Here is a 26,098-nt window from a genome sequence, read left to right on the forward strand (position 1 = left end):
GGCGGTTTCAAATTTGAACGGGTTGTTCAGGGCTGATGTGTTCGCCACAACATTTGCAGCGCCTGGGAGATCGAGCGCCGCCCGCGCGGCGCTTCGCAGCACAAGGCTGCTCCTACATCTGTTTCGGGCCAATGAGGCCTGTAAGATTTGCGCGCGACCGCCTTAGGAATAATTGGCCCGAGAATAATGTAGGAGCAGCCTTGTGCTGCGAAGCGCCGCGCGGGCGGCGCTCGATCTGCCAGGCGCCAAAAATGTTGTGACAAACACCCCCCACCCCCTACGATACCTGGCTGACCCGACGGAGCACTGCTCGCCATGCACCTTCCCGCGCTCAAACCCAACCAGCTGCGCCCACCCGCCGAACCACCCAGGGCCTTACAGCGCACCCGGTTGCTCGACCACCTGGCCAGCGCGCTGGACGACGGCGCTGTCATCCTCCTGCAAGCGCCCTTGGGCTACGGCAAAAGCACCCTGCTCGGCCAGTTCGCCCGCCGCCTCACCGGCCCCTTTGCATGGCTGCGCCTGACCCGCGCCGAAAACCAGCCCTTGGCCCTGCTGCTGCACCTGCACGCCGCCCTTCAGTTGCCGGCGTCACACCGCGAACTCCCCCAGGCCGAGCAGCTGTGGAGCCACATCCTCGCCGACCTTGAAGCCCGCCAGGCCCCGGTGACGTTGCTACTCGACGACCTGCACCTGCTCAACGCCGCCCAGGCCTGGCAGTACCTCGACACCCTGCTGCACGACCCGCCGCCAGCACTGCGCCTGCTCGCCGCCAGCGAAGGTCCGCCGGCGTTACCCCTGGCCCACCTGCGCCGCGACGGCCGGCTGGCCGTGCTAAGCGCGCGTGAACTGGCCCTGGACAGCGAAGAGACCGGCCAGCTGGCACTGGCCCGTGACGTCCGCCTGGGCAGCGACGCGCTGTACCAACTGCGCGCCGGCAGCGAGGGCTGGCCCAGCGGCGTGCTGTTCTGGTTCGAGGCCTACCGCGAAGCGCTGCAGAGCACCGGCCAGCCGCCCGGCGACCTGCGCCCGATCACGCGTCAGGCCTACGCCCATGCCCGGCAGTTTCTGGAAGAAGAACGCCTGCAGCGCTTGCCCACCGCCTTGCGCGGCTTTCTTGAACACACCGCCGTGGCTCAGGTGTTCGATGCGGGGCTGGCCGGTGAACTGGCCGCCAATACCGATGTGACGGCGGCGCTGCGCCAATTGCAGCGGCTGGACCTGATCATCGAAATGCCCCAGGCCAGCCACGCCGAATACCGCTACCACCCTGCCCTGCGCAACAGCCTTTACCAACGCCTCGAACAACGCGACCCGCAACGCCTGCGGCAACTGCACCGCCAGGCCGCGAACTGGCTGCTGGCGCAGCGCCGCTTCACCGAGGCGATCTACCAGTACGGCCGGGCCAGGGACCTGGACGCCGTGCTCGGCATCGTCGACCGGCATGGCTTCGAGTTGTTACGCGAAGGCAAGGTCAACACCCTGGTCGATGTGCTCGACGAGGTGGCCGGCCATGCCGGCAACGACAGCTTCACCCTGGCCGTGACCGAAGCCTCCACGGTGATGGTCACCAACGACATCGCCCAGGCCTGCCAGTGCCTGCACCAGCTGTATGCCCTACAGCGCCGCCACGCTGTGCCGCGCCACCCCGAGCGGGTGCAGCAGACGGTGATGTTCCTGCGTAGCCGCCTGGCCTACCTGGGCGGCAACCTGGCGCACGGCCTGGCCTTGGCTGCGCGGGCATTGCAGCAATTTGGGCAGCACAACGCTGCGCGCTCGGTGCTGTATTTCGACCGGGCCAACTGCCTGGCGGCCTTGGGTGAACTGCAACCGGCCCACGCCGAAGCCAGCCGCGCCCTGGTCGAACTGCAAGGCTTCGGGCTGAGCGGCTATACCAACTTGCTGCAACTGCTGCTGGGCCAGATCGAACTGGCCCAAGGTGCCAGCGAAGCGGCCTGGGAACGCCTGCAAGGCATGGCCGAGCAGCCCGCTGCCGGCAGTTCGGGGCGCTTCTATGAGCTGTTCCGCCACTTGGGCAAAGGCCTGGCCCTGCTGCAGGCCAACCAGCTGAGCCAGGCGCGCCACGCCCTGGCCCAGGCCGAAGTACTGGCGCTGGGCTTCCCGCACAGCGCCGCGCTGCCCTGGGTGTTCCACCACCAGGCCTGCCTGCACTGGGCGCTGGGCGAGACCGCTCAAGCGAAGGCGCGCTGGCAAGAAGTGCGCCGGCTGGCCTTGCAGTTCCGCCTGTTCACCCTGTACCGCCAGGCCGGGGCCTGGCTGGCGCGCCTGGCGCTGCGTGACAACGACACCGACTACCTGCCCGGCTGGCTTGACCAGTGGCACTGGTGCAGCCGCCAATATGACCAGCAGTTGCTGCCTGAAGAGTGGCTGGCCTATGCCTGGGTGCAGCGCCACCTGGGGCAGCGCGACAAGGCGCGGCAGATCCAGGCGACACTGCACGCCCAGGCCAAAGCGAACACCAACCGCCGCCTGTTGCTCGACACCCTGTTACTCGACGCAGCCCTGCACCAGGACCGCGGCGCCCACGACCAGGCCCTGCACAGCCTCGAACAGGCCTTGCAACTGGCGTGTGAGTACGGCTTCGGGCAACTGTTGCAATACGAAGGCGAAGCGTGCCTTGAAGCCTTGCGCACATTGCTGCTGCCACAGGCTCGCGAGCGCCTGGCCCTGGCGACCCCGCCACCGTCACGCGAGCGCCTCAATGCCCTGTTCCGCCCATTGCTGGCGGGGCGAGACAGCACTGACAGCGCGTTGATCGTGCCGCTGTCGCGCCGTGAACTGGAGGTGCTGCAACGCATGGCACGCGGGCAGAGCAACGGGCAGATTGCCGAGGCGATGTTCATCAGCTTGAGCACGGTCAAGACCCACATCAACAACCTGTTCCGCAAACTCGACGTGGCCGACCGCGACAGCGCCTTGTGCTCAGCGCGCGAATTGCAATTGCTGCACTGACCTCCACCCGCACGCCACGCCGATTCCACCCCCCATTCCACCGGGGGGGTGGACGCGGCGTGCGGGGCCTGCCTGCTACAACATGCCGAATCCACCCAGCCAGGAGTCCGGCATGCCCAGCTACACCGCCCCGTTGCGCGATATCACCTTCGTTGCCCAGGAGCTGCTCGACCTGAGCGGCCACTATCAACAGCTGTCTGGCTGCGAAGCCCCCGACGCGGACACCTTCGCCGCCATCGTCGAGGAAGGCGCCAAGTTCGCCGAGCAGGAACTGGCACCGCTCAACGCCGTGGGCGATCAGCACGGTTGCCAATGGCAGGATGGCAAGGTCAGCACCCCGCCGGGCTTCGCCGAGGCCTTCAAGCGCTTCGCCGCCAACGGCTGGCTGGGCCTGGACAAAGACCCAGCCTACGGCGGCCAGGGTTTGCCGCCCTCGCTGGGCTTCGTCAACCACGAGATGATCTGCAGCGCCAACCACGCCTGGGGCATGTACGGCAACCTCACCGGCGGCGCCATCAGCACCCTCAGCGAGCATGCCGACGAGGCCCTGCGCCAGCGTTTTCTGCCGCCAATGATCGCCGGCCGCTGGAGCGGCACCATGTGCCTGACCGAGGCCCATTGCGGCTCGGACCTCGGCCTGCTGCGCACCAGCGCTCGGCCCCAGGCAGACGGCAGCTACCGCATCAACGGCAGCAAGATCTTCATCTCGGCCGGTGAGCACGACCTGACGGAAAACATCGTGCACCTGGTGCTGGCGCGCATCGAAGGCGCACCGGCCGGGGTCAAGGGTATTTCGCTGTTTGCCGTGCCAAAGGTCCAGGTCGACGCCGATGGCAGCCTGGGCGCCCTCAACGGCGTCAGTTGCGGGTCTATCGAACACAAGATGGGCATCCACGGCAACGCCACCTGCGTGCTCAACTTCGACAGCGCCACAGGCTACCTGCTGGGCGAAGCCAACCGTGGCCTGAACGCCATGTTCACCTACATCAACGAATCGCGCCTGGCGGTTTCTCAGCAGGCCCAGGCCCACGCCGAAGCCTCGTTCCAGGGGGCCTTGGCCTATGCCCGCGACCGCGTGCAGATGCGTGCCACACCGCGCCTGCGCGCCGACCAGCCCGCCGACCCGATCATCGGCCATGCCGATGTCCGGCGCATGCTGCTGACCCAAAAGGCCTATGCCGAAGGCGGTCGCATGCTGGCCTACACCTGCGCCAAGGGCGTCGACCTGCTGCACCACGGCGTCACCCCAGGTGTGCGCCAGGCCGCGGCACGCCGGCTGGCCTTGCTCACGCCAATTGCCAAAGGCTTTTTGACCGAGACCGGCAACGAGGCCGCGCAGTTGGGCATCCAGGTCTTCGGCGGCCACGGTTTCATCCGCGAATGGGGCATGGAGCAGATCGCCCGCGATGTGCGCATCACTGCGATCTACGAAGGCACCAACACCATCCAGGGCATCGACCTGCTGACCCGCAAAGTGCTGGCCGATGGCGGTGAAGCCCTGGACGAACTGCTCAGCGAAATCGAAGCCTTCATTCAGAACACCTCGGCCTCAGCCGACCTCGCCCAGGCCTTGCAACAGCGCGTCAGCGCCTGGCGCGACGTCAGCGAGTGGCTGCGCGACGCCAGCAGCTCCGACGCCAACCTGATTGGCGCCAGCGCCTTCGACTACCTGATGCTCTGCGGCTACACCCTGATCGGCTACCTGTGGCTGCGCGCCGCCTGCGTCGCTGAACAGGCACTGGCGGCCGGCAGCGACGACGTGGCGTTCTACCAAGGCAAGCGCGAGACCGCGCGTTTCTACCTGCAGCGCCTGCTGCCGCGGGCCAGCCTGCACGAGACGCTGATCCGCACGGGCAGTGACAACTTGATGAACATCAGCGACGCCGCCTTCGCCCGCTGACCCTGCCTGGCAGGCTCCGCTGCCGAGTCCCCCAGGGGCAGCGGGTTTTTCGGCGGTGGCCAACGCTCCGGGCCGCCGCCTCGTTTTTTCAGGACACCAACAGGAAGGTTCCCATGCCGCTGATCGACTATCGCCGCGATAACCAACTGGCCTTGATCGGCCTGTGCCACGCCCCCGTCAATGCCCTGGGCCACGATCTGCGCCAGGCACTGCTACAGGCCTGCACCCAGGCCGCCAGCGACCCCGAGGTCAAGGCAGTCATCCTGCATGGGCGCTCACTGCCGTTCAGTGCCGGCGCCGACATCAGCGAGTTCGGCAGCCCACGCACCTGGCAGACACCCGCCCTGCCCGAATTGCTCGACACGCTGGCCAGCATCGCTAAGCCACTGATCGCCGCCATCGATGGCGTGGCGCTGGGCGGCGGGCTGGAACTGGCCCTGGCCTGCAGCCATCGCGTTGCCAGCGCCACTGCCCGACTGGGTCTGCCGGAGGTACGCCTGGGCCTGCTGCCCGGTGCCGGCGGTACCCAGCGCCTGCCACGGCTGATCGGCGTGGCGCCCGCGCTGGAGCTGATGCTCGGCGGCGAACCGATCGATGCCCGCCAAGGCCTGGCACTGGGGCTGGTAGACTGCCTGGTCGAGCCCGGCCAGGACCTGCTCGACCAAGCCTGCGCCTTTGCCCGCGAGCAACTCGCCAACCCCGCCCCGCCAAGGCTTACACCCGCGCTCCCAGCCCAGGGCCTGTTCGCCACGCACGAGGCCCAGCTGGCTGCCCGCAAACCTGGCCAACGGGCGCCACTGCGGGTACTGGCGGCCGTGCGCGCTGCCTGCGAACTGCCGTTGGCCGAAGGCCTGGCCCGCGAACAGGCGCTGTTCCGCGAAGCGCTGCAAGACCCCCAGGCCACTGCGCTGCGTCATCTGTTTTTTGCTGAGCGCGAGGCGCTGCGCATTCCTGGTATCGACGCGGCCACCGCGCTGCGCCACATCGCCCAGGTTGCCGTGATCGGCGCCGGCACCATGGGGGCCGGCATCGCCATGAATTTCATCAACGTCGGCCTCCCCGTGCGCTTGCTGGAGCTCAAGCCCGAGGCCTTGGACCGCGGCCTGGCGCAGATCCGCAAACACTACGAAAGCGCCATCAAGCGCGGCAAGCTCACCGCCGAGCAACTCGAACAGCGCATGAGCCTGCTGCAAGGCACCCTCGATTACGCCGACCTGGCTGACGCTGACCTGGTGATCGAAGCGGTGTTCGAAGACCTGTCGATCAAACAGTCGGTGTTCCGCACCCTCGACCGGGTGTGCAAGCCCGGCGCGATCCTGGCCAGCAACACCTCGACCCTGGATGTCGACCGCATCGCCGCCTGCACCCGCCGCCCGCAGGACGTGGTCGGCCTGCACTTCTTCAGCCCGGCCCATGTCATGCGCCTGCTCGAAGTGGTGCGCGGCCGGGCCACGGCGCCAGACGTGCTGGCCACCACGCTGAAAATTGCCAAGCGCATCGGCAAGCTACCGGTGGTGTCTGGCGTGTGTTTCGGCTTCATCGGCAACCGCATGCTCGAGCCTTATGCCCGCGAGGCCCACCGCCTGGTCCTCGAAGGCGCATCGCCGGCCCAGGTGGACAAGGTGCTGACCGACCTCGGCCTGGCCATGGGCGTCTTCGCCATGTACGACCTGGCCGGCATCGACGTCGGTTACCTGGTGCGCCAGGCGCGGCGCAGCGAGATCGCCCACGACCCGAGCTACTTCCGCTTGGCCGACGAACTCTACACGCTGGGCCGCCACGGGCAGAAGAGCGGGCGCGGCTTCTACCGCTACGAGGGCCGCGAACGCATCGAAGACCCCGAGGTGGTGCAGCTCGCGGCGCAACTGGCCGCCAAGCTGGGCATCACCCGGCGCACCATCAGCGACGCAGAAATCCACGACCGCTGCCTGTTCATGCTGGTCAACGAAGGCCTGCAATTGCTCGACGAAGGCATCGCCCTGCGCAGTGGTGACATCGACCTGGTGTGGGTCAACGGCTACGGCTTCCCGGGCTGGCGTGGTGGGCCGCTGCATTACGCCCGCGACATCGGCCTGGACACCGTGCTGGCTGGCATCGAGCAATTGCGCGATCGCCTGGGTGCCTACGGCCACCTGTGGTTGCAGCCAGCCCCCTTGCTGCGGCGCCTGGCGAGCAGCACCGGCAAGCTGCGCGCGCAACACCGTTGAGCTGCCCTCTTCTGGCCATCAAGGAACCCCGTTCATGAAAGACGCCGTTATTCTCTCCACCGCCCGCACCCCGATCGGCAAGGCCTTTCGCGGTGCCCTCAACAACCTGCGCTCGCCCAGCCTCGCCGCCCATGCCATCCAGGCGGCCGTTGCACGGGCCGGCATCGCTGCCGACGAAATCGAAGACCTGGTGATGGGCACCGCCATGCCCACTGGCACCGCCGGCTGGAACCTGGGGCGTATGAGCGCGCTGGCGGCCGGGCTGTCCGTGTCGGTCAGCGGCCAGACCCTCGACCGCCAGTGCGCCTCCGGGCTGATGGCGATCGCCACCGCCGCCAAGCAGATCATCGTCGATGGCATGCACGTCACCGTTGGCGCCGGCCACGAAAACATCAGCGCGGTACAAGTGCGCAACCTCGAATGGGCGCTGGGCGAGCAGGACAACGCGGTTATCCAGCAGGTGCCGCACGCCTACATGCCGATGCTGCACACCGCCGAGCACGTCGCCCGGCGCTACGGCATCAGCCGTGACGCGCAAGATGCCTATGCGCTGCAATCGCAGCTGCGCACTGCCGCCGCCCAGCAGGCTGGGTTGTTCGAGGCCGAGATCGTGCCGGTGACTGCGCAGCAAAGGGTCAAGGACAAGCACACCGGCGAGATCAGCTACCGCCAGGTAACCCTGGCGCAGGACGAGGGCAACCGCCCGCAGACCCGCCTGGACGACCTGGCGCGCTTGCAGCCGGTGCTCGACGGTGGCTGCATCACCGCCGGCAACGCCAGCCAGCTGTCCGACGGCGCCAGTGCTTGCGTGCTGATGGACGCGCGCCTGGCCGAGCAGCGCAACCTCAGGCCGCTGGGCCTGTACCGCGGCATCGCCGTGGCCGGCCTGGCGCCGGAGGAGATGGGCATCGGCCCGGTGTACGCGGTGCCGCGCCTGCTCAGGCAGCATGGGCTGAACGTCGACGATATCGGCCTGTGGGAGCTGAACGAAGCGTTCGCCTGCCAGGTGTTGTATTGCCGCGACACCCTGGGCATCGACCCTGAGCGCCTGAACGTCAACGGCGGCGCCATCGCCATTGGCCACCCCTATGGCATGAGCGGCGCGCGGATGGTCGGGCATGCGCTGCTCGAAGGTAAACGGCGCCGGGTGCGCTATGTGGTGGTGACCATGTGCGTGGGCGGTGGCATGGGGGCGGCGGGCCTGTTTGAAGTGCTGTGAACACAACCGGACCGCAAGGGCTCCCACACCGCCCCTGCCCACTCACTGAATGATGAGGAACGCGCCATGCTAGCAACCCCTTTTTCCCTTGTCGGCAAGACCGTTTTGGTAACCGGCGCCTCCAGCGGCCTGGGTGCCCACTTCGCACGTTTGACCCAGGCCGCTGGCGCCCGTGTGGTGCTGGCGGCGCGGCGGGTCGAGCGCTTGCGCGCGCTGGTCGAGCAACTTGAAACCCAAGGCGGCGAAGCGTTGGCCGTGGCGCTCGACGTCACTCAACGCAACAGTGTCGAACAGGCCTTCGACCAGGCCGAGGCCCGCTTCGGTGTGGTCGATGTGGTCATCAACAACGCCGGCATCGGCGACCCTGGGCGCTTTCTCGAACTGAGCGGGCAGGACTGGCAGCGCATGCTCTCGACCAACCTCGATGGCGTGTTTCATGTCGCTCAATGCGCTGGCCAGCGCCTGGTCAAGGCCGGCCGCGCCGGGAGCATCGTCAACATCGCCTCGATCCTGGGCCTGCGCGTAGGGGCCGGGCTGAGCCACTACTGTACGGCCAAGGCCGGTGTGGTGCAGTTGACCAAGGCCATGGCGCTGGAGCTGGCCCGCTACCGGATCCGCGTCAATGCCATCGCCCCTGGTTACTTCAAGACCGAGATGAACGAGGCCTACTTCGACAGCGAGGCCGGCCAGGGGTACATCAAGGACCACGTGCCGATGCGCCGCCTGGGCCAATTGAGCGAGCTCGACGGCCCACTGCTATTGCTGGCCAGTGACGCCGGTGCGTTCATGACTGGCAGCGTCCTCGCCGTGGATGGCGGGCACTTGGTCAACCCGTTGTAACAAGGAGCCTGCATGCCCACCGCCGCTTACCTGCCCCGCGTGGTCGCGCTGGTCACCCACTTGCGCTGCCCTAGAGCACCCAGCCCCATGGCCCGGCTGATCGAGCAGGTCAGCGCCGACTACCGGCAGCAGGCCCATGTCGAGGTGATTGAAACCACCCTCGGCAAGCTGCTGCCGCTGGCGCGCGAGCTGGAGAGGCGCCAGCAGGCCGACGTCATCCTGTGTTCCGGGGCCGCCGCCGACTACTTGCGCCAGCACCTGTCGACCTCGGTGCAGGCCCTGCACCTGGGCGAGCACGACCTGATCCGCGCCCTCGCCCTGGCCCACACGCGCACCCGGCGCGTCGGCGTGCTCAGCTTTGGCCAGCCCCACCTCGGGCTGGCGGCGATGCAAGCGTTGCTCAACCTCAAGGTCCACGAGCACACCTATACCCGCCTGGAACAGGCCCGGGCGCAGGTCGCGCAGCTGGTCGCGGACGGCGTCCAGGTCATCATCGGGTCGCCGACGGTGTGCCAGCTGGCCGACGCGGCCGGTGCTCAGGGCGTGCTGGCCCTGGACAGCGACAGCCTGCGCCATGCGTTCGACAACCTGCGCATTCAGCCCCGGCGCAGCCGCAAGCCGCCTGCCGCGCAGCCGTTCACGACGCGCTATCGTTTCGATCAGTTGCTGGGTGATGCCCCGGCGTTCCGCGCGACCGTGCAGCTGGCGCAGCGCTACGCCGCGACCGACGCGACGGTGCTGATCACCGGCGAAAGCGGCACGGGCAAGGAGTTGCTCGCACAAAGCCTGCACCACGCTAGCGCCCGCCAGCATGGGCCATTCGTGGCGATCAACTGCGCGGCCCTGCCGGAGTCGCTGCTCGAGAGCGAGCTGTTTGGCTTTGAAGACGGCACGTTCACTGGCTCGCGCAAGGGTGGCAAACCCGGCCTGATCGAGCTGGCGCACGGTGGCACGTTGTTCCTCGACGAAGTCGGCGACATGCCCGCGCCGCTGCAAACCCGTTTACTGCGTGTGTTGCAGGAGCGCGAGGTGCTGCGCCTGGGGGGCTGCGCGCCGACACCGGTGGACATCCGCGTGATTGCCGCCACCCATTGCGACTTGCCAGCGCGCATCGCCAACGGGCAGTTTCGCGCCGACCTGTTCTACCGCCTGAACATCCTGCGCCTTGCCGTACCGCCCCTGCGCGAACGGCTCCAGGACATCCTGCCCCTGTTCGAGGCGCGGCTCGCACAGCACGGTGCAACACCGCTCGCCACACCGCAGTTGCAACCCCTGCTGCCCCTGCTGCTGCGCCACCGCTGGCCAGGGAACATCCGCGAGCTCGACAACATCGCCGAGCGTGCTGCCCTGTGTACCCAGGCCTTGGTGGGCGCCGATGGCATCGACCTGGCCACGCTCTTCCCGGAATTTTTTGAGCATGTGCAGGCTGCCGCACAGCCGCTACCCGCTAGCGACAACCTGCGCAGCCTGGGCAAGGCCGCCGAGGCGGCGCACGCCCGGCGCATGCTCGACACCTGCGACGGCAACATGGACCAGGCTGCGCGTTGCCTGGGTGTCAGCCGCAGCACCCTGTGGAGGCGTTTGCGCGCATCCTGCGGATGACTTATCGCGAGTCGCCCGATACCCTTGGCCTCTGGTGGCCTGACGGTTTCGGGCCCAATCCTTTTTGCGCAGACGAGCATGTCATGAAAACCGCCGCAGGTTTGCTGCTGTCGGCCATCGAGCTGGACCGTGCCAGCGCCATCCCCCTGTACCGCCAGCTGTACCTGCAGATTCGCAAGCAGATACTCAATGGCAGGATCCAGGGTGGCGTGCGCCTGCCCTCGACCCGCACCTTGAGCAACGAGTTGGGGTTGTCGCGGATCACCATTCTCAATGCGTTCGATCAGCTGATTGCCGAAGGCTTCCTGGCCTCGCGCACCGGCGCCGGCACCTATGTCGGCACGGAATGGGAAAGCCGCGGCAGCGAGCCCGAGCAGCCCCAGCCGCCGCCGCGCCTGTCCGACCTGAGCCAGTCGATGCTGTCGCTGCGCAGCGATCATTTTCGCGGCGTCTCGTACACCGACTGGGACCCGGCCACACCGACCTCGTTCCTGCCCAGCCACAGCACCTACGAAGCCTTCCCCCAGGCGATATGGCGGCGGCTGATGAACCAGCATCTGCTGAAGCCCACCAAGGCGATGCTGGGCTACGGCGAGCTGCAAGGTTTGCAGGCCTTGCGCAGCGCCATTGCCGAGTACGTGTTCGATGCCCGTGGCATCGACTGCGATGCCGGGCAGGTGGTGATCGTGTCTGGCGCCCAGCAAGCGTTCAACTTGCTGGGCATGTTGCTGCTCAACCCCCAGGACAGTGTGTGGATGGAAGACCCGGGGCACATCGCCGCGCGCATTGCCTTGCAGGCGCAAGGGGCGCGGGTGACCGCGTTGCGTGTCGATGAACACGGGATCGACGTGGAGCAAGGCCTGCGCGAATGCCCTGAGGCCCGGTTGGTGTTCTGCACCCCCTCGCGCCAGCACCCGTTGGGCGTCACCTTGAGTTATGCGCGGCGCCAGGCCTTGATCGACTGGGCCGCGCAACAACAAAGCTGGATCATCGAAGACGATTGCGACAGCGAGTTCCGCTACAGCGGCCGCCTGCTGCCCGCCCTGTATGCCCTGGACCAGATGGCCCGGGTGATCTATGTCGGCACCTTCAGCAAAGTGCTGTTTCCGTCACTCCGGCTGGGCTACGTGATCCTGCCGCCGGCGCTGGTCGAACCCTTCTGCACCCTGCGTGCGGTCATGGACCGCAGCCCGCCCACGCTGCTGCAGGCCACCACCGCTGATTTCATGGTGCAAGGCCATTTCATTGGCCACATCCGCCGCATGCGCGCGTTGTACAAGGCACGCCAGCAGGCCTTGATCGCACAGCTCGAACAGCACATGGGCGGCTTCTTCACCCTCACCCCGGCCGATGCGGGCATGCACCTGATCGCCTGGCTGCCCCCTGAGCTCAACGATGCCGACATCGCCCGGCAACTGGCTGAGCACGGCATCCACACCTACCCCTTGAGCGACTACAGCATCCAGCATGCGCAACCGCCTGCGCTGCTGATCGGCTTTGCCGGCACGCCGGAAAACCAGGCCGCGGCACGCGTCCAGGCACTGGCCCAGGCCTTGCGCACACTGGGGTACCTGCCCGCAAACACCTGAGGCTAGGCAAGTGGTCCTATCGATTGGCGGATAATGGATCTATCGAACGTTCCTCACTGGCGCGATAAAGGTTGCGCCGGTAGACCCCGGCGTCTGAACCAGGAACGACGCTAATGAACAATAAGATCCAGGAACGTTTCAACGCCTTGCTGAGCCACAACGTGGTGGAACAGGCGCCAGCCCCCGCGCTGACCCAGGCACTGGCCCAGCGCTTGCTCGAACGCCTCGGGCAACTGCGCCTGTTTGCCCACGCCTACCCGCTGCTGACCAACCTCACCCACGGCCGAGTCACCCCCGCCGACCTGCTCGACTTCGCCTATCGACACGAACTGCAAGGCCTGAGCCTGCACGTGCTCGACGGCGAGCAGAACAGCCTGAGCCAGATGACACCCGCCCAGCTTCAGGAATTTGCCGACAAGGCCAAGGCGCTGGGGCTGGACGTGCATGTGGAAATCAGCAGCACGCTGAAAAAAGACGTCGACCAGGTGATCGCCATCGCCAAGGCCCTGGGGGTGCGCAACATCCGCGTCTACTCGCGTTACGAGGGCACACTGTCGCGGGTCATGGACATCATCGAGAGCGACCTGCACTACCTGGCGCAACAGGCCGACGCCCACGACCTGTACTTTGACTTCGAGCAACACGAAGAGCTCAAGAGCGACGAGATCGCCCAGTTGCTCAAGCGCCTCGACCACCCTCGCCTGCATGCCCTGTTCGACTTTGGCAACATGATCAATGCCTGCGAACAGCCCCTGCAGGCCCTGCGCAACCTGGCGCCGCACATCCGCCAAAGCCACCTCAAGGGTGTGCGCATCGTGGCCGAACACAACGGCTTCGGCCATTACGGCGTGCTGCAAGGCAGCGCCGATGACGACCTGCCCAGTGCCCGCATGCTGTTCGAGCTACTGATGCTCGGCGACACCACCCCACAGGTGATCGCTTTCATCCTCGAGCAGGAAAACCACTATGTGGCCCCGGCCTTCCGCCAACAGCAGGAAGCGGCCGACCCCTTCATCGCGTATCGGGAAATGAGCGACACCCCCCTGCCGGCCGGCTTCACCCTGGAACGCATGCTGGCTGACGAACACCGTTGGGCGAACAACCAGGTGGCCTACGTGCGCGGCCTGCTGAACGAGTTTCGCACCCTGGCCGAGCTGACCTTGGCCAACGCTTGAACCTGGCGACCCGACTACCTGCGGAGAACAACAATGACAGCCCAGAACAAAGCCAAATGGCTCCGATTCCTGATCCTCGTCCTTGGCGGCGGTACCGTCTACAAGCTGGCGAACCTCAAGGATGCCTTCTACGTCCCCATGCAGGAATTCATGGGCCTGAGCCACACTGAAATCGGCCTGCTACTCAGCGCCAACGCGATTATCGCCACCGCACTGTTCGTGGTCGGCGGCATGCTCGCCGACCGCTTCGAGACGCGCAGGCTCATCCCCCTGGGCCTGATCGGCACCGGCTGCCTGGGTGTGTACCTGGCCACGTTCCCGCCGTTCAGCAGCTTGCTGATCGTGTTCAGCCTGCTGGCCGTGTGTGCCGACTGCCTGTTCTGGCCATCGCTGCTCAAGGCCGTCCGCAACCTGGGTAACGATCAGGAACAAGGGCGCCTGTTCGGCCTGCTCGAAGGCGGGCGCGGCGTGGTCGATACGCTGGTCGCGTTTGCGGCCTTGGGGGTGTTCGTGGCCATGGGCTCGGGCGAAAGCGGCTTGAAGTCAGCGATCCTGTTCTACTCGGTCATCGACCTGCTGGCCGGCACCCTTACCTGGTTCCTGCTCAAGGGCGACAGCGCGCCGTCGCTGGCCAAGCCGAAAAATGGCCTGGCCAACCTGATGGAGGCGATCAAGGTGCCGGGTATCTGGCTGGTCAGCCTGAATGTGTTCATGGTCTACATCGTTTATTGCGGCCTGACCTACTTCATTCCCTACCTCAAGGAGATGTACGGCTTGCCCGTGGCGCTGGTGGGTGCCTATGGGATCATCAACCAGTACTTCCTCAAGATTCTGGGCGGGCCTGCCGGTGGGTTCATTGCCGACAAGCAGTTCAAGAGCACCAGCCGCTACCTGAAGTGGGCCTTACTGGCACTGTTGCCGCTGATGGCGGTGATCATGTTGATTCCGAAAAGCCCGACCTTCATCTATGCCGGCATGGCCGCCACCCTGTCCTTTGCGTTGATCGTGTTCTCCATGCGCGGCGTGTTCTGGGCGCCGATGGGCGAAGTCGGTATTCCCCAGCACATCACCGGTTCCGCCTTCGGTATCGGCTGCCTGATCGGTTACGCGCCGGGCATGTTTGCCTACGTCATCTACGGTGCGATCCTCGACCACTTCCCCGGCCAGCAGGGGTACAACTGGGTCTTCACCTTGATGAGTATCCTGGCCGTTGCAGGGTTCATGGTGTCCAGCCTGCTGTACCGGGCCGTTAGAAAGAATGCCCTGGCTGCAGGTGGGATGAGTACCGCGCAAGCTTGATTGCACAGGTGCATGGGCCAGCTACGCAGGCGTGGCTGGCCTTGGACGGGTGGGGTGGACCTATCATTTTTGATAGTGGTGCACAAAATCTCGGCAAGTGACACTGACTCGCCTGGGGCTGCCACTTTCACTGGCGGCCCGGTACGAGGTATGACCAGTGACTAAAGCCAGCGAGAGCAAGCGCCTCTATTTCTACCAGCGTGCGAAAATCGCCACCGTGAAAGGAACGGAACGAAACCGCTCCCTGTTCAGAGGCAGCGAGGGACCACTGGCTGAACTGCAAAGCAATGACACCGTTCAAGTTCAACTCTTAGCAACCGAAAACTCCGGATCGGTCATTCGTACAATGAGTACTGAACGTAGCGAGCCCTTGGCCTACATGGCACACGGGCATTCTTCATCCTTGCCTTCGGATCAAGCATCGGTTGGTTTCAACGGCGAACTTATTGAGGCCTTCAATTTTTACATACTGGGGGCTGGATATCGAATGCATTCTCCAACCCTGATGCGCCTATTATCCCCCGACAACCTCAGCCCATTTGCGCAGGGCGGCATCAATAGCTATGCGTATTGCGGCGGTGACCCTGTGAACTTTTCAGACCCTTCTGGGCATAATCAATACAAAATCCCTCCCTACCCTAAAGTCCCTAAGGTAATCACGAATGTTGAAATACTGGACCCTCCACCGCCTTATGAAAAATTACCACCGCGCCCCGAAGACAAGCGCTCAGCCTATCACTCTTCTACTGTAACTGACATGCAAGGCAAACGGCGCAATAGTCAGCATGCTCCGGACCCAGTACAAATACTTGAGACACTGAAAGCAAGCGAAAATGAATTCATTGAATTTATAAAAATTATCGATGAGATAGATGAAGCTTTTAAGCAAGCACAAAGGATGACATCCAACCCTGACAAAAAAAGCAAGCACTTATTAGGCGCCCCCCTCTACCACAGAGACTTAGTGTATCTAACGCCTAGAGCTCAGGAAGCTAGCAAATTTAAACCACAAGCACTTCGCGATCTTGCCACCGTACGTTCCGACATTAGAGCGCTGCAAGCCTCAATCAATCACGCCCCCTATTGAATCAGCTCCGTGCTTCATGAGCGTTGGAGGCAAGCGCATCTTCTCCCACTCAGTCATCAGAAACACTGAGCACCTTGGGCCAGCTTTGAAGGTGGAGGCTGGCCCGTGGTTGCCTGGGCGGCAGTTTCTTTATCGGTCTGGCGCCTGACGCCAGCACGGGGTACAACTGGACCTTTTAGGAGGCCACCATGCTCCGTGTGTTTGAACGACGGCTAGACCCCTTCCCACCCGACGAGGCCCCGCCGCCACCGGTCGGCCTGCTGCGTTTTCTTTGGGCCTGCACGCGCGGCGCGCGTGGTTACGTACTGGCGCTGGCACTGCTAAGCGCCGGTGTATCGATCTACGAAGCCTGGCTGTTTTCCTTTCTCGGCCAGGTCGTTGACCTACTCTCGACCTGGCAAACGGGCGGCGCTGAAGCGGCGCAGGAAAGCCGCGTGCTGTGGGGCATTGGCATCGTACTGCTGACCAGCATCGGGCTGGTGGCGCTGCGCACAATGGTGCAGCACCAGGTACTGGCGATCAATTTGCCGCTGCGGCTGCGCTGGGACTTCCATCGGCTGATGCTGCGGCAAAGCCTTTCTTTCTTTTCTGACGAGTTTTCCGGTCGCGTCACTACCAAGGTGATGCAGACCGCACTGGCCGTGCGCGAAGTGCTGTTCACCCTGATCGAAATCGCCCCCGGCATTGGCGTGTACTTCATCGCCATCATCGCGCTGGCGGGCGGTTTTGCCTTGAAGCTGATGCTGCCGTTCATTGCCTGGGTCGCGCTGTTTGGGCTGGCCTTGCTGTACTTCGTGCCGCGCCTGGGCAAAGTCGGCCAGGAACAGGCCCATGCGCGCTCATCGATGACCGGGCGCATCTCGGACGCCTACACCAACATCACCACCGTGAAGCTGTTTTCGCATTCCAAACGCGAAGCGCACTTTGCGCGGGCAGCGATGGAGGATTTCAAACAGACCGGCTTTCGCCAGATGCGCCTGGTCAGCCAGTTCGAAATCGTCAATCAGGCCTTGGTGGTCGGGTTGATCATCGGCGCTGGCGGCTATGCCCTGTGGCTGTGGCACCAAGGCGAAGTCGGCACCGGTGCGGTGGCAGCGATTACCGCCATGGCCTTGCGCATCAACGGCATGTCGCACTGGATCATGTGGCAGATGACCTCACTGTTCGAGAACATCGGCACCGTGCAGGACGGCATGGCCACCTTGACCCGCGGCCCCAAAGTACAGGACGCGCCGGATGCGGGGGTATTGGTGACGTCGGGCGGCGCGGTGAGCTTCGACAATGTCAGCTTCAACTACAGCGGTGAGCGGCAGGTGCTCGATGGCCTGAGCCTGAACATTCGCGCCGGTGAGAAAGTCGGCTTGGTGGGGCGGTCCGGTGCGGGCAAGTCGACGCTGATCAACCTGCTGCTGCGCTTTTACGACGTGGACCACGGCGCCATTCGCATTGATGGGCAAAACATTGCCCAAGTGACCCAGGACAGCCTGCGCAGCGCCATCGGCATGGTCACGCAAGACACCTCGCTGCTGCACCGCTCGATTCGCGACAACATCGCCTACGGCCGCCCCGACGCGACCGACGCGCAAATCCGCGAGGCCGCCGCCAATGCCCAGGCCGACGGGTTCATCAACCAGCTGAGCGACCGCCAAGGCCACAGCGGCTACGACACGCTGGTGGGTGAGCGCGGCATCAAGCTGTCCGGTGGCCAACGTCAGCGTATTGCCATCGCCCGGGTAATGCTCAAGAACGCCCCGATCCTGCTGCTCGACGAGGCGACCAGTGCGCTGGACTCCGAGGTCGAAGTCGCTATCCAGGAAAGCCTCAATGAGATGATGCACGGCAAGACCGTCATCGCCATCGCCCATCGGCTGTCCACCATCGCTGCCATGGACCGGCTGATCGTGATGGATGAAGGGCGCATCATCGAACAAGGCACCCACGCCGAATTGCTGGCCCGCAACGGCACCTATGCACGGCTTTGGCAGCACCAGAGTGGCGGTTTCTTGGGTGAGGACCAAGGCGTGGCAGAGGCCATGGAGTGAGCCTGCGGGGTGGCAGCCGGTTGCGGCTGCCACCTGCCCTGCGCTGTTTGCATCGGGTCAGCATCGGTTATACTTCTTAATCATTTTTTACCCTTACCGTCGCTGACACACGAGATCGCATGAACACATCCCCTGCACTGCAACCGGGCGCCGACAGCAGCGAGGCCACTGCGCCGACCGACCTGAATGATCTGGTGGGCTACGCCTTGCGCCGCGTGCAGATGAAGGTGTTTCAGCACCTTGTCGAGTGCCTGACGCCCTACGACCTGCGGCCTGCACAGTTTTCTGCGTTGGCCATTATCGCGCAAAACCCAGGCCCTACGCAGGCCGAGCTGGCCAAGGCGTTGAACATCGAGCCGCCCCAAGTGGTGCCGCTGCTCAACAAGCTCGAAGAAGCGGGCCTGGCCCTGCGCGTGCGCAGCAAGGCAGACAAGCGCTCTTATGGCCTGTACCTGAGCAAAGCGGGTGAGAAGCTGCTGAAAACGCTGTATGAGGTAGCTGAAGAGAGTGACCGTGCCGCTACTGCTAATCTGGATGATGACGAGCGGCGGCAGTTGCTTGCCCTGCTGCGCAAGGTCTATTAGGCCCTGTACGTCTGCGCCTTAACGCATCCCCAGTTCGGCATCATCCATCAGCGCCTTGGCCAAGGCGCTTAGATAATGTGAGGCCCAGATCAGCTGCGGGTTGTCGTCCATTACGCCGGCGATGGTCAGGTCTCGCACAACGCCCATCAGTTCTGAGGCTTGCTCACGGGCGTCTTGGCAAGGGATACCGGGCTCGATGCAGAACAGCGGCTGGGTCTTTTTTCGCCCTGGTAGAACTTGGTCTTGCCGACCGTGGTTGGGGCTTTTGCAATGTCCGTGGTCATTGTTCACTCTCTTCGAAGTTTTACAGCCGGGCCTCTTCGCAGCGGTCATGCGCGGTCCTGGTAGGAGCAGCCTTGTGCTGCGAAGAGGCCGGTGGCAGCCCTGAAGATTCCCGGTTTGGTCACCGGCCTCTTCGCAGCACAAGGCTGCTCCTACACTGGAATGCGTAAGCCGGGAGGATCAAACAACGCGTTAGCTGTGGCTTAGTGCTGAGTCCGTGGCTGATGCGCCGGCATCTGCACCTGGATCAACGCCGACTCCAGCAGCACACGCAGTGCCTCCAGCTCATGCATCGTCGCCATCATCAAGATCGACACGGGCGATTTGGGCTGGCTGCCTGGATGAGGGTGCCTTCGAGGCAATGGTAGTTGTGGGGTGGATCGGGGACTATTTTTAGCATCACTTAATCCTTTCATGGTGCCGCCACCTGCCTGCTGTCAAACAGAAGGGTGGCAGCTGTACGTGGGTTGACAGACCGGCGGATTAAGCAAAGTTCCGGCGCACGCAAGCGTGCCCGCACGTACAGCCGCCATTGAAGCGAGCAATATGCTTAATACCGTCGCGGCCTGTCAAAGCCGATCGCTGTTTTCAGCGACACGCCGAGACTAGAGCGCTGCCTGAACAGCCGCAACGGAAAAAAGGCGGCAGGAGTATGTTTGGGAAATGCCCTACAAGGAAGGGGTTAAATCTGATTTTCTCTCTCCGAAGTTTCACAGCGGGGCCTCTTCGCAGCGGTCATGCGCGGTCTGGGTAGGAGCAGCCTTGTGCTGCGAAGAGGCCGGTGGCAGCCCTGAAGATTCCCGGTTTGCTCACGGGCCTCTTCGCAGCACAAGGCTGCTCCTACACCAAAATGCGTAAGCCTGTTACAGGTCATCCACAAACGGCAGCGGCAGTTCGGCCAGTTGCAGGCACTGCAACCGGTACTCAAAACGCAACCACAGGTGGTCAAAGAAGTACGCCGCCGTCTGGCGTTTGCGCCGATAGAACGGTTGGTCCGACTGCAACAACGCCAAGCGTGCCGCCCGGGCCCAGGCATGGCCGAGCAACACCATCGCTAACGCTTGCAGGAAGTCACCCGCTGCCCGGTAGGCATATTCCCTGTCATCATGCCGCACAAGCCCACGCACCCAAGCGCGTAATCCGTCACTGGCGACGTGCAACTGCTGCGCCCAACGCCTGCCTTCGGCGTCACTCGCCAAGCCCGCATCTTCCAGCACGTGGTCGAGCAGCGCTTCCAGCGCCTCACCACGGTCGCCCAACACCTTGCGCACGAGCAGGTCGTTGGCCTGAATCTCGTTGGTGCCCTCGTAGATCATGGCCACGCGGCTGTCGCGCACGGTCTGCTCAATGCCCGATTCGGTGACGTAGCCGTAACCGCCAAACACCTGCAACGCGTCACTGGCCAGCTGAAACCCTTGTTCGGTGAAAAAGGCTTTGACCACGGGCGTGAGCAAGCCGATGCGGGCCTCCAGGGTGTGACGGGCCGCCCCTTGCGACTGCTCGGCAAGGTCGAGCAGATGGGCACTCCAATAGCCGATGGCGCGCATGCCTTCGGTCAGCGCCCGAGACTGCCACAACACCTGACGCACGGCCGGGTGGAAGGCCACCGGGTCCGCTGCGGCAGCTTGAGCACCTTCAGGGCGCACCACCGCACGCATTTGCACACGCGCCTGCGCATAAACCAAGGCACGCTGCCCGGCGCTTTCGGCATGGGCCAAGCCCTGCAGCCCGACGTAGGTGCGGGCACTGTTCATCATCACGAACAACGCAGCCAAGCCGCAATGGGGCTCGCCGATGAGCCAGCCTTGCGCCTGGTCAAAGCTGAGGCTGCAAGTGGCGCTGGCGTGAATGCCCATCTTGTGTTCGATGCCAGTGCAATGAACGCCGTTGGGCTGGCCTTGCTCAGTTAACTTGGGAACCAGGAACAACGACAGACCACGGCTGCCTGCAGGCGCATCGGGCAGCCGGGCAAGCACCAGGTGCACGATATTGTCGGTGAGGTTGTGCTCGCCCCCCGAAATGAACACTTTGTTACCCGTCAGCCGATAAGCCCCCGCTTCAGCCACCCGCGCCTGCGTGCGTAGCAGCCCCACATCGCTGCCGGCCTGGGGTTCGGTCAGGCACATGGTGGGCAGGCATTCACCGCTGACGATCTTGCCCAGCCAGGCCTGGCGCAGCTCGGCAGAGCCAAACGTGCGCAGGCACTCGTAGGCACCATGGGCGATGCCGCTGTACATGGCCCAGCCATGGTTACAGGCGTAGATCACTTCGTGCAGCGCAGCCCCGAGCAGCAGCGGCAGGCCCTGGCCGCCGTGCTCCACTGCGCAGGTCAACCCTGGCCAGCCGCCTTCCACGTAACGCTGGTAGGCCTGGCGGAAACCTTTCGGGGTGGTCACTTTGCCGGCGTGGAAGCTACAGCCTTCGCGGTCGCCACTCATGTTCAACGGCAGCAACTGGTGTTCTGCAAAGCGCGCGCCCTCCTCCAGCAGTTGGTGAGCCAGGGCGCTGTCGACGCCGGCGAATCGCTCGGATTCAGCCCAGGCCGCAGGCGCTTGCAGCCAGTGATCGATCACGAAACGGATGTCTTGCAGCGGAGCGCGATAGGTAGACACGTGAACCTCCTTTTCAGGTCTTGGCCAGTGGGTTTTCCAACAGCAAGGCCATGCCCTGGCCACCGCCGACGCAGGCCGATACAACGCCATAGCGCTGGCCACTGGCGCGCAATTGCCGCGCAACGCTGATCACCAGGCGCAGGCCAGTTGCGGCCAGCGGGTGGCCAAGGGCGATAGCGCCGCCACAGGCATTCAGCCGTTCTGGCGCAATGCCCAGCGATTGCTGCACCGCTACAATCTGCGCGCCCTGGGCTTCGTTGATTTCAAAGCAGGCGATGGCGTCCAGCGCCAGGCCTGCACGCTCCAGCAGCAAGCGAATGGCCGGCACAGGGCCTAGCCCCATCAGCTCAGGCGCCACGCCCACCACACTGCTGGCCCGCAACCAGGCCATAGGCGTGCGCCCAGCCAGCTGGTCTGCCGAACACATCAGCACCGCCGCTGCGCCATCCACCACCGCACAGCTATTGCCCGCGGTTTGCACCCCCTGCGGGTAAATCGGGGGCAGTTGCTGCAAACGCTCGAACGCAGTCGCGCGCGGGTGGCTGTCTTCGGAGACGGCTTCAACGCCACGCGGCAGGCGAATGCCGCGTGGCTGCAAGCCGGGCGCTTCGAACACTTCATTGCCAACACTGACGCACTCGTCGGCAAACCACCCTCGCGCCCGCGCAGCCATGGCCCGCGCGAAGCTCTGGGCCGCCCAGGTGTCTACTGCCGCCCGGGGGATGTGACAGTGCCGGGCGATGTTCTCGGCGGTCTGGATCATGCTGATGCCAACAGCGGGGTCGAACAGGGCTTCCCAGAGAAAGTCCTTGAAGCCGACTTCGCCGCCCAAGCGAAAACCGCCACGGTGGGTGTAGGCCACGATCGGATTGCGTGACATCGACTCCGCCGCCACACACAACACCGTGCCCGCCTCCCCCGCCTGGATTTGCTCACCCGCCTGGCGCAGCAATTCAAAACCGGTCGCGCAGATGCGTTGCACCATCAGCGCCGGCACCGCCTGGTCGACGCCACAGTACAGCCCGATATGCCGGGGCAGCATGTAGGCGTCGAAGTCGGCCTGGGCCATGGAGCCAGCCAATACGCTGTCGACAGCACGCCCCTCCAGCCCGGCGCGCTGCAACACTGCGCGGCCGGCCTTGATGCCCAGGTCGGTCGGCGAGACCAACCCGAATGCGCCATTGAGATCGACCCACGGGGTGCGGATGCCATCGAGCAACGCGGTCGCCGCAAAGGCGCGGAATTGCCCCCGCGCTGTCATGGCGCGTCTACACGTAACGGCCCCGGCCCGGCGTACAGGCTGTCGATCAGGCCCTGGCGCAGTTGCAGGACCGCACGCTGGTTGATCGAGCCTTTGTCGGTGATCTCGCCGCGGTCGATGGACGGCGCTTCATCGGCCAGGCCCGCGAACTGGATAAAGCTGGCGTTGCCCGTGGCGCCTCGGTTGAGGCTGGCCAACAGGCTCGACAGCCAGTCCCGCACGGCAGGCGATCCCAGCACCTGGGCATCACTGGCCTGGTCGCCAAGCCCGGCCAACTGCCGGCACTCTGGCAACCGCGGGAAGATCAGCAAGCCCAGGCATTCGCGGTCCGGGCCCAGTACCACGACGTCTAGCACATACGGGGCACCCTGCAGGATTACCTGGGTGCGCATGGGCCCGACGCTAACGAACACCCCGGAGGACAACTTGAAGTCCTCGGCAATACGCCCGTCGAACATCAGCCCAAGCTGCGGGTTGTCGGGGTCGCACAGGCGCACGGCATCACCGCTGCGGTAGAACCCTTCATCGTCGAACGCCGCTTCGGTTTGCTGGGATGAGCGCCAGTACCCCGGCATCACATGCGGCCCGCGAAACCTCGCTTCGAGTTTGCCGTCCACCGGCACCAGCTTGACCTCGCAGCCCGGGGCCGGCAGGCCGATGTAGCCGGCGACCGACAGCGGCCCAGTGGTGAATGTGCACGACGGCGAGGTCTCGGTCATGCCCAACCCCGCCATCATGCGGATGCGTTCGCCACAATGGGCCACGGCCACCGCGTCAAGCCGGTCCCAGATGGCCTGTGACAACCCGGCGCCGGCAAAAAAGAACAGCTTCATGCGTTGGAAAAAGCGTTCGCACAGGCTGCTGTCCTGCTCCAGCGCCTTGACCAGTTCTTCCCAGCCCTTGGGCACGGTCAGGTACGCCGTGGGGGAAATGTCCTTGAGGTTGTGCAGCGTCTGGGCAAAGCCTTGCGGCGTCGGCTTGCCATCGTCGATATACAGCGTGCCGCCGTTGTACAGCACGATGCCGACATTGTGGCTGCCGCCAAAGGTGTGGTTCCACGGCAGCCAGTCGACCAGCACCGGTGGCACTTCGGCGAATTCCGGAAAGGTCTGCAACAGCATCTGCTGGTTGGCGCAGAGCATGCCCTGGGTGGTGACCACAGCCTTGGGCAGCTTGGTGGAGCCGGACGTGAACAGGAACTTGGCCAGGCTTTGTGGGCGCAACGCGGCAAACGCTTGGTCGGCGCAAGGGTGTGCGGCGGTGGCCAGCAGTTCGGCGAACGGCGTGCTGGCCCGGCCTGGCAGTTCGCCCTCGCCCAGCACCAGTGTCACCGAGGGCTCGAACACCGCATCGATGGCTCTGCCATAGGCAGCGTCGGCCGCGAACACCAGGCCCGGTTGCAGGGTCTGGACGATATGGCGCAGCTTGCCAAAATCCTGAGACAGCAGTGAATAGGCCGGCGACACCGGGCAATACGGGATGCCGGCATACAGCGCGGCCGAGGCCAGTTGCACATGTTCAAGGTCGTTGCCCGAGAGGATCACCAGCGGGCGTTCGGCGCTCAGGCCTTGATCCAGTAACCAGGTGGCGATGCATCGAACACGCTGCAACATGGCGGCGTAAGTAATGTACTGCCACTCGCCATCGGCACCACGGCGGGCAACGAACGTTTGCTCGCCACGCTGTTCGGCCCAATGCAGCAAGCGCTCCATCAGCCGTGCCGGGTAAGCAGCAAGTGGTTCCACAGGGTCCAGGTAAAGGATGTCGCCTTGTTGGCGCACCTGTACCTGAGGCTGCCCGATCTTGACGGCGCGCAAGGGCGCACGCTGGGCAACGGAGAGGGTTTCGCAGACCATGAAGGCTACCTCTGCCTTAGTGCACCCGAGGGCCGAGAGGCCCCCAGGTGCATTCGCTATTGTTGTTGTGAGTGCGTGGGTTAGATCGGGTAGTGCCGGGCGCCCTGCTGCACGGTGACCCAGCGCAGCTGGGTAAAGGCGTCAATGGCCGCCGTGCTGCCGAAGCTGCCGTAGCCACTGGCCTTGACCCCGCCAAAAGGCATCTGCGCCTCGTCATGCACGGTCGGGCCATTGATGTGGCAGATGCCCGACTCCAGGCGCTGGGCAAGGGCCAGGGCGCGCTGGGTGTCACGGCTGAAAATCGCCGCGCTCAGGCCAAACTCGGAGTCGTTGGCCAGGGCCAGCAGCGCTTCGTCACCGCTGGCGCGCAGCACCACCGCGACGGGGCCGAACGACTCTTCGCGGTACAGCTTCATGTCGGCGTTGACCTGGTCGAGCAGCACCGGCTGCATAACGCTGCCCGTGCGCTCACCGCCCGCCACCAGGGTCGCGCCCTTGCTGACGGCGTCATCGACCAGCGCCTGTATGCGCTCACCGGCCCCGGCATCGATCAATGAACCCAGCGGCGCATCGGTTTGCGCAGGGTCCGCTGCGCGCAAGCTGCGGACTTTTTCACCGAGCTTGGCGACAAACGCATCGGCCACGGCCTGGTCGACGATCAGCCGCTCGGTGGACATGCAGATCTGGCCCTGGTTGAAGTAGGCACCAAACGCTGCGGCATCGACCGCAGCATCCAGGTCAGCATCGGCCAGCACCAGGAACGGCGCCTTGCCGCCCAGTTCGAGCACCGCGGGCTTCAAGTGACGCGCCGCCAGTTGCCCGACGATACGCCCCACGTGGGTAGACCCGGTGAAGTTCACCCGGCGCACCGCTGGGTGCGCGATCAGCCGTTCGACCACCGCCGGCGCATCGTGCGGGGCGTTGCTGATCACGTTGACCACGCCATCCCCCAAACCGGCCGCCTGCAACACCTGGCCGATCAGGCCATGTACCGCTGGGCTGGCTTCGGAGGCCTTGAGGACTACGGTGTTACCGCACGCCAAGGGCATGGCGATGGCGCGTGTGGCCAGAATCACCGGTGCATTCCACGGCGCGATGCCCAGCACCACGCCGCAAGGTTGGCGCAGGGCCATGGCAAAGCTGCCGGGCACGTCGGAGGGGATGACGCTGCCCTGGATCTGGGTGGTCATCGACGCTGCTTCGCGCAGGATGTTGGCCGCCAGCATTACGTTGAAACCGTACCAGTTGGCCTTGGCCCCCGTTTCCCCGGCCATGGCCAGGAATTCGTCACGCCGCGCGTCCAGCGCATCCGCCGCCTTCAGCAAGCGCGCGCGGCGCTCGCCTGGCCCCAGCGCAGCCCACGCGGGGAACGCCGCCTGGGCCGCTTCGACCGCCGCATCGGCGTCGGCCAGGGTGGCCGCAGCCACCACCGACACCACCTCGCCGCTGACCGGATGGCGACGCTCGAACGTGCCGCCGTCGCTGGCCGCACGGGCCTTACCGCCAATTAACAATGGCACCTCGAACATCGGGCATTCCTCTTTTCTGATTATTCGGGAATGAACGCCAA

The 26,098-nt window shown here is 64.7% G+C and carries 16 protein-coding genes and 2 pseudogenes; 12 read left to right on the plus strand and 6 right to left on the minus strand.

What is annotated here, in order from left to right; all coding sequences use genetic code 11:
- Positions 1-315: 315 nt before the first annotated feature.
- The 12 genes from LOY53_RS26705 to LOY53_RS15105 all read left to right on the plus strand — a co-directional run bounded on the left by LOY53_RS26705 (position 316) and on the right by LOY53_RS15105 (position 18,517).
- Positions 316-2,973, plus strand: a complete 2,658-nt coding sequence (locus LOY53_RS26705; RefSeq protein ID WP_309475927.1) for a LuxR C-terminal-related transcriptional regulator — start codon at positions 316-318, stop codon at positions 2,971-2,973.
- A 112-nt stretch (positions 2,974-3,085) separates the two neighbouring features.
- The gene (locus tag LOY53_RS15055) at positions 3,086-4,873 is read left to right on the plus strand and encodes an acyl-CoA dehydrogenase C-terminal domain-containing protein (RefSeq protein WP_252824624.1); all 1,788 of its coding nucleotides are present in this window, start codon (positions 3,086-3,088) and stop codon (positions 4,871-4,873) included.
- Positions 4,874-4,986: 113 nt separating this feature from the next.
- A complete protein-coding gene (locus LOY53_RS15060) occupies positions 4,987-7,080 on the plus strand; it encodes a 3-hydroxyacyl-CoA dehydrogenase NAD-binding domain-containing protein (RefSeq protein ID WP_252824625.1) in 2,094 nt (697 codons plus the stop codon).
- A gap of 34 nt (positions 7,081-7,114) precedes the next feature.
- Positions 7,115-8,299: an acetyl-CoA C-acyltransferase gene (locus LOY53_RS15065; protein WP_258702872.1), complete on the plus strand. Its 1,185-nt coding sequence runs from the start codon at positions 7,115-7,117 to the stop codon at positions 8,297-8,299.
- A gap of 66 nt (positions 8,300-8,365) precedes the next feature.
- Positions 8,366-9,139 carry an SDR family NAD(P)-dependent oxidoreductase gene (locus LOY53_RS15070; RefSeq protein ID WP_252824627.1) on the plus strand — a complete coding sequence of 258 codons (774 nt, stop codon included), beginning with the start codon at positions 8,366-8,368 and terminating at the stop codon, positions 9,137-9,139.
- Positions 9,140-9,151: 12 nt separating this feature from the next.
- A complete protein-coding gene (locus tag LOY53_RS15075; protein ID WP_258702873.1) occupies positions 9,152-10,741 on the plus strand; it encodes a sigma 54-interacting transcriptional regulator in 1,590 nt (529 codons plus the stop codon).
- Between the two features lie 83 nt (positions 10,742-10,824).
- On the plus strand, positions 10,825-12,330 hold the full coding sequence (locus LOY53_RS15080; RefSeq protein ID WP_252824630.1) for a PLP-dependent aminotransferase family protein: 1,506 nt from the start codon (positions 10,825-10,827) through the stop codon (positions 12,328-12,330).
- Positions 12,331-12,443: 113 nt separating this feature from the next.
- Entirely contained in the window at positions 12,444-13,505 is a 1,062-nt protein-coding gene (locus tag LOY53_RS15085; RefSeq protein WP_252824632.1) for a sugar phosphate isomerase/epimerase, read from the plus strand.
- Positions 13,506-13,538: 33 nt separating this feature from the next.
- The gene (locus LOY53_RS15090; protein WP_258702874.1) at positions 13,539-14,804 is read left to right on the plus strand and encodes an MFS transporter; all 1,266 of its coding nucleotides are present in this window, start codon (positions 13,539-13,541) and stop codon (positions 14,802-14,804) included.
- Between the two features lie 157 nt (positions 14,805-14,961).
- A complete protein-coding gene (locus LOY53_RS15095; RefSeq protein ID WP_258702875.1) occupies positions 14,962-15,891 on the plus strand; it encodes an RHS repeat-associated core domain-containing protein in 930 nt (309 codons plus the stop codon).
- A 188-nt stretch (positions 15,892-16,079) separates the two neighbouring features.
- Complete coding sequence (locus LOY53_RS15100) at positions 16,080-17,933, plus strand: ABC transporter ATP-binding protein (RefSeq protein ID WP_258702876.1); 1,854 nt, start codon at positions 16,080-16,082, stop codon at positions 17,931-17,933.
- Positions 17,934-18,052: 119 nt separating this feature from the next.
- On the plus strand, positions 18,053-18,517 hold the full coding sequence (locus LOY53_RS15105; protein WP_252824640.1) for a MarR family winged helix-turn-helix transcriptional regulator: 465 nt from the start codon (positions 18,053-18,055) through the stop codon (positions 18,515-18,517).
- A gap of 18 nt (positions 18,518-18,535) precedes the next feature.
- On the opposite strand, the pseudogene LOY53_RS15110 reads toward LOY53_RS15105, so the two are convergent.
- The 6 genes and pseudogenes from LOY53_RS15110 to LOY53_RS15135 form a co-directional block, all read right to left on the minus strand.
- A pseudogene (locus LOY53_RS15110) lies at positions 18,536-18,801 on the minus strand (DUF3077 domain-containing protein).
- Between the two features lie 201 nt (positions 18,802-19,002).
- Positions 19,003-19,199, minus strand: a pseudogene (locus tag LOY53_RS15115) (hypothetical protein).
- 463 nt (positions 19,200-19,662) lie between these two features.
- Positions 19,663-21,411, minus strand: a complete 1,749-nt coding sequence (locus LOY53_RS15120; protein ID WP_258702877.1) for an acyl-CoA dehydrogenase family protein — start codon at positions 21,409-21,411, stop codon at positions 19,663-19,665.
- A gap of 13 nt (positions 21,412-21,424) precedes the next feature.
- A complete protein-coding gene (locus LOY53_RS15125; protein WP_258702878.1) occupies positions 21,425-22,672 on the minus strand; it encodes a thiolase family protein in 1,248 nt (415 codons plus the stop codon).
- Positions 22,669-24,528, minus strand: coding sequence for a feruloyl-CoA synthase (locus tag LOY53_RS15130; protein WP_258702879.1), 1,860 nt, complete (start codon positions 24,526-24,528; stop codon positions 22,669-22,671). The genes LOY53_RS15125 and LOY53_RS15130 overlap by 4 nt, the downstream gene beginning before the upstream one ends.
- A gap of 80 nt (positions 24,529-24,608) precedes the next feature.
- Positions 24,609-26,057, minus strand: a complete 1,449-nt coding sequence (locus LOY53_RS15135) for an aldehyde dehydrogenase (RefSeq protein WP_238211463.1) — start codon at positions 26,055-26,057, stop codon at positions 24,609-24,611.
- Between the last annotated feature and the right edge of the window lie 41 nt (positions 26,058-26,098).

The organism is Pseudomonas sp. B21-031, assembly GCF_024748985.1.
Taxonomy (GTDB): Bacteria; Pseudomonadota; Gammaproteobacteria; order Pseudomonadales; family Pseudomonadaceae; genus Aquipseudomonas; species Aquipseudomonas kermanshahensis.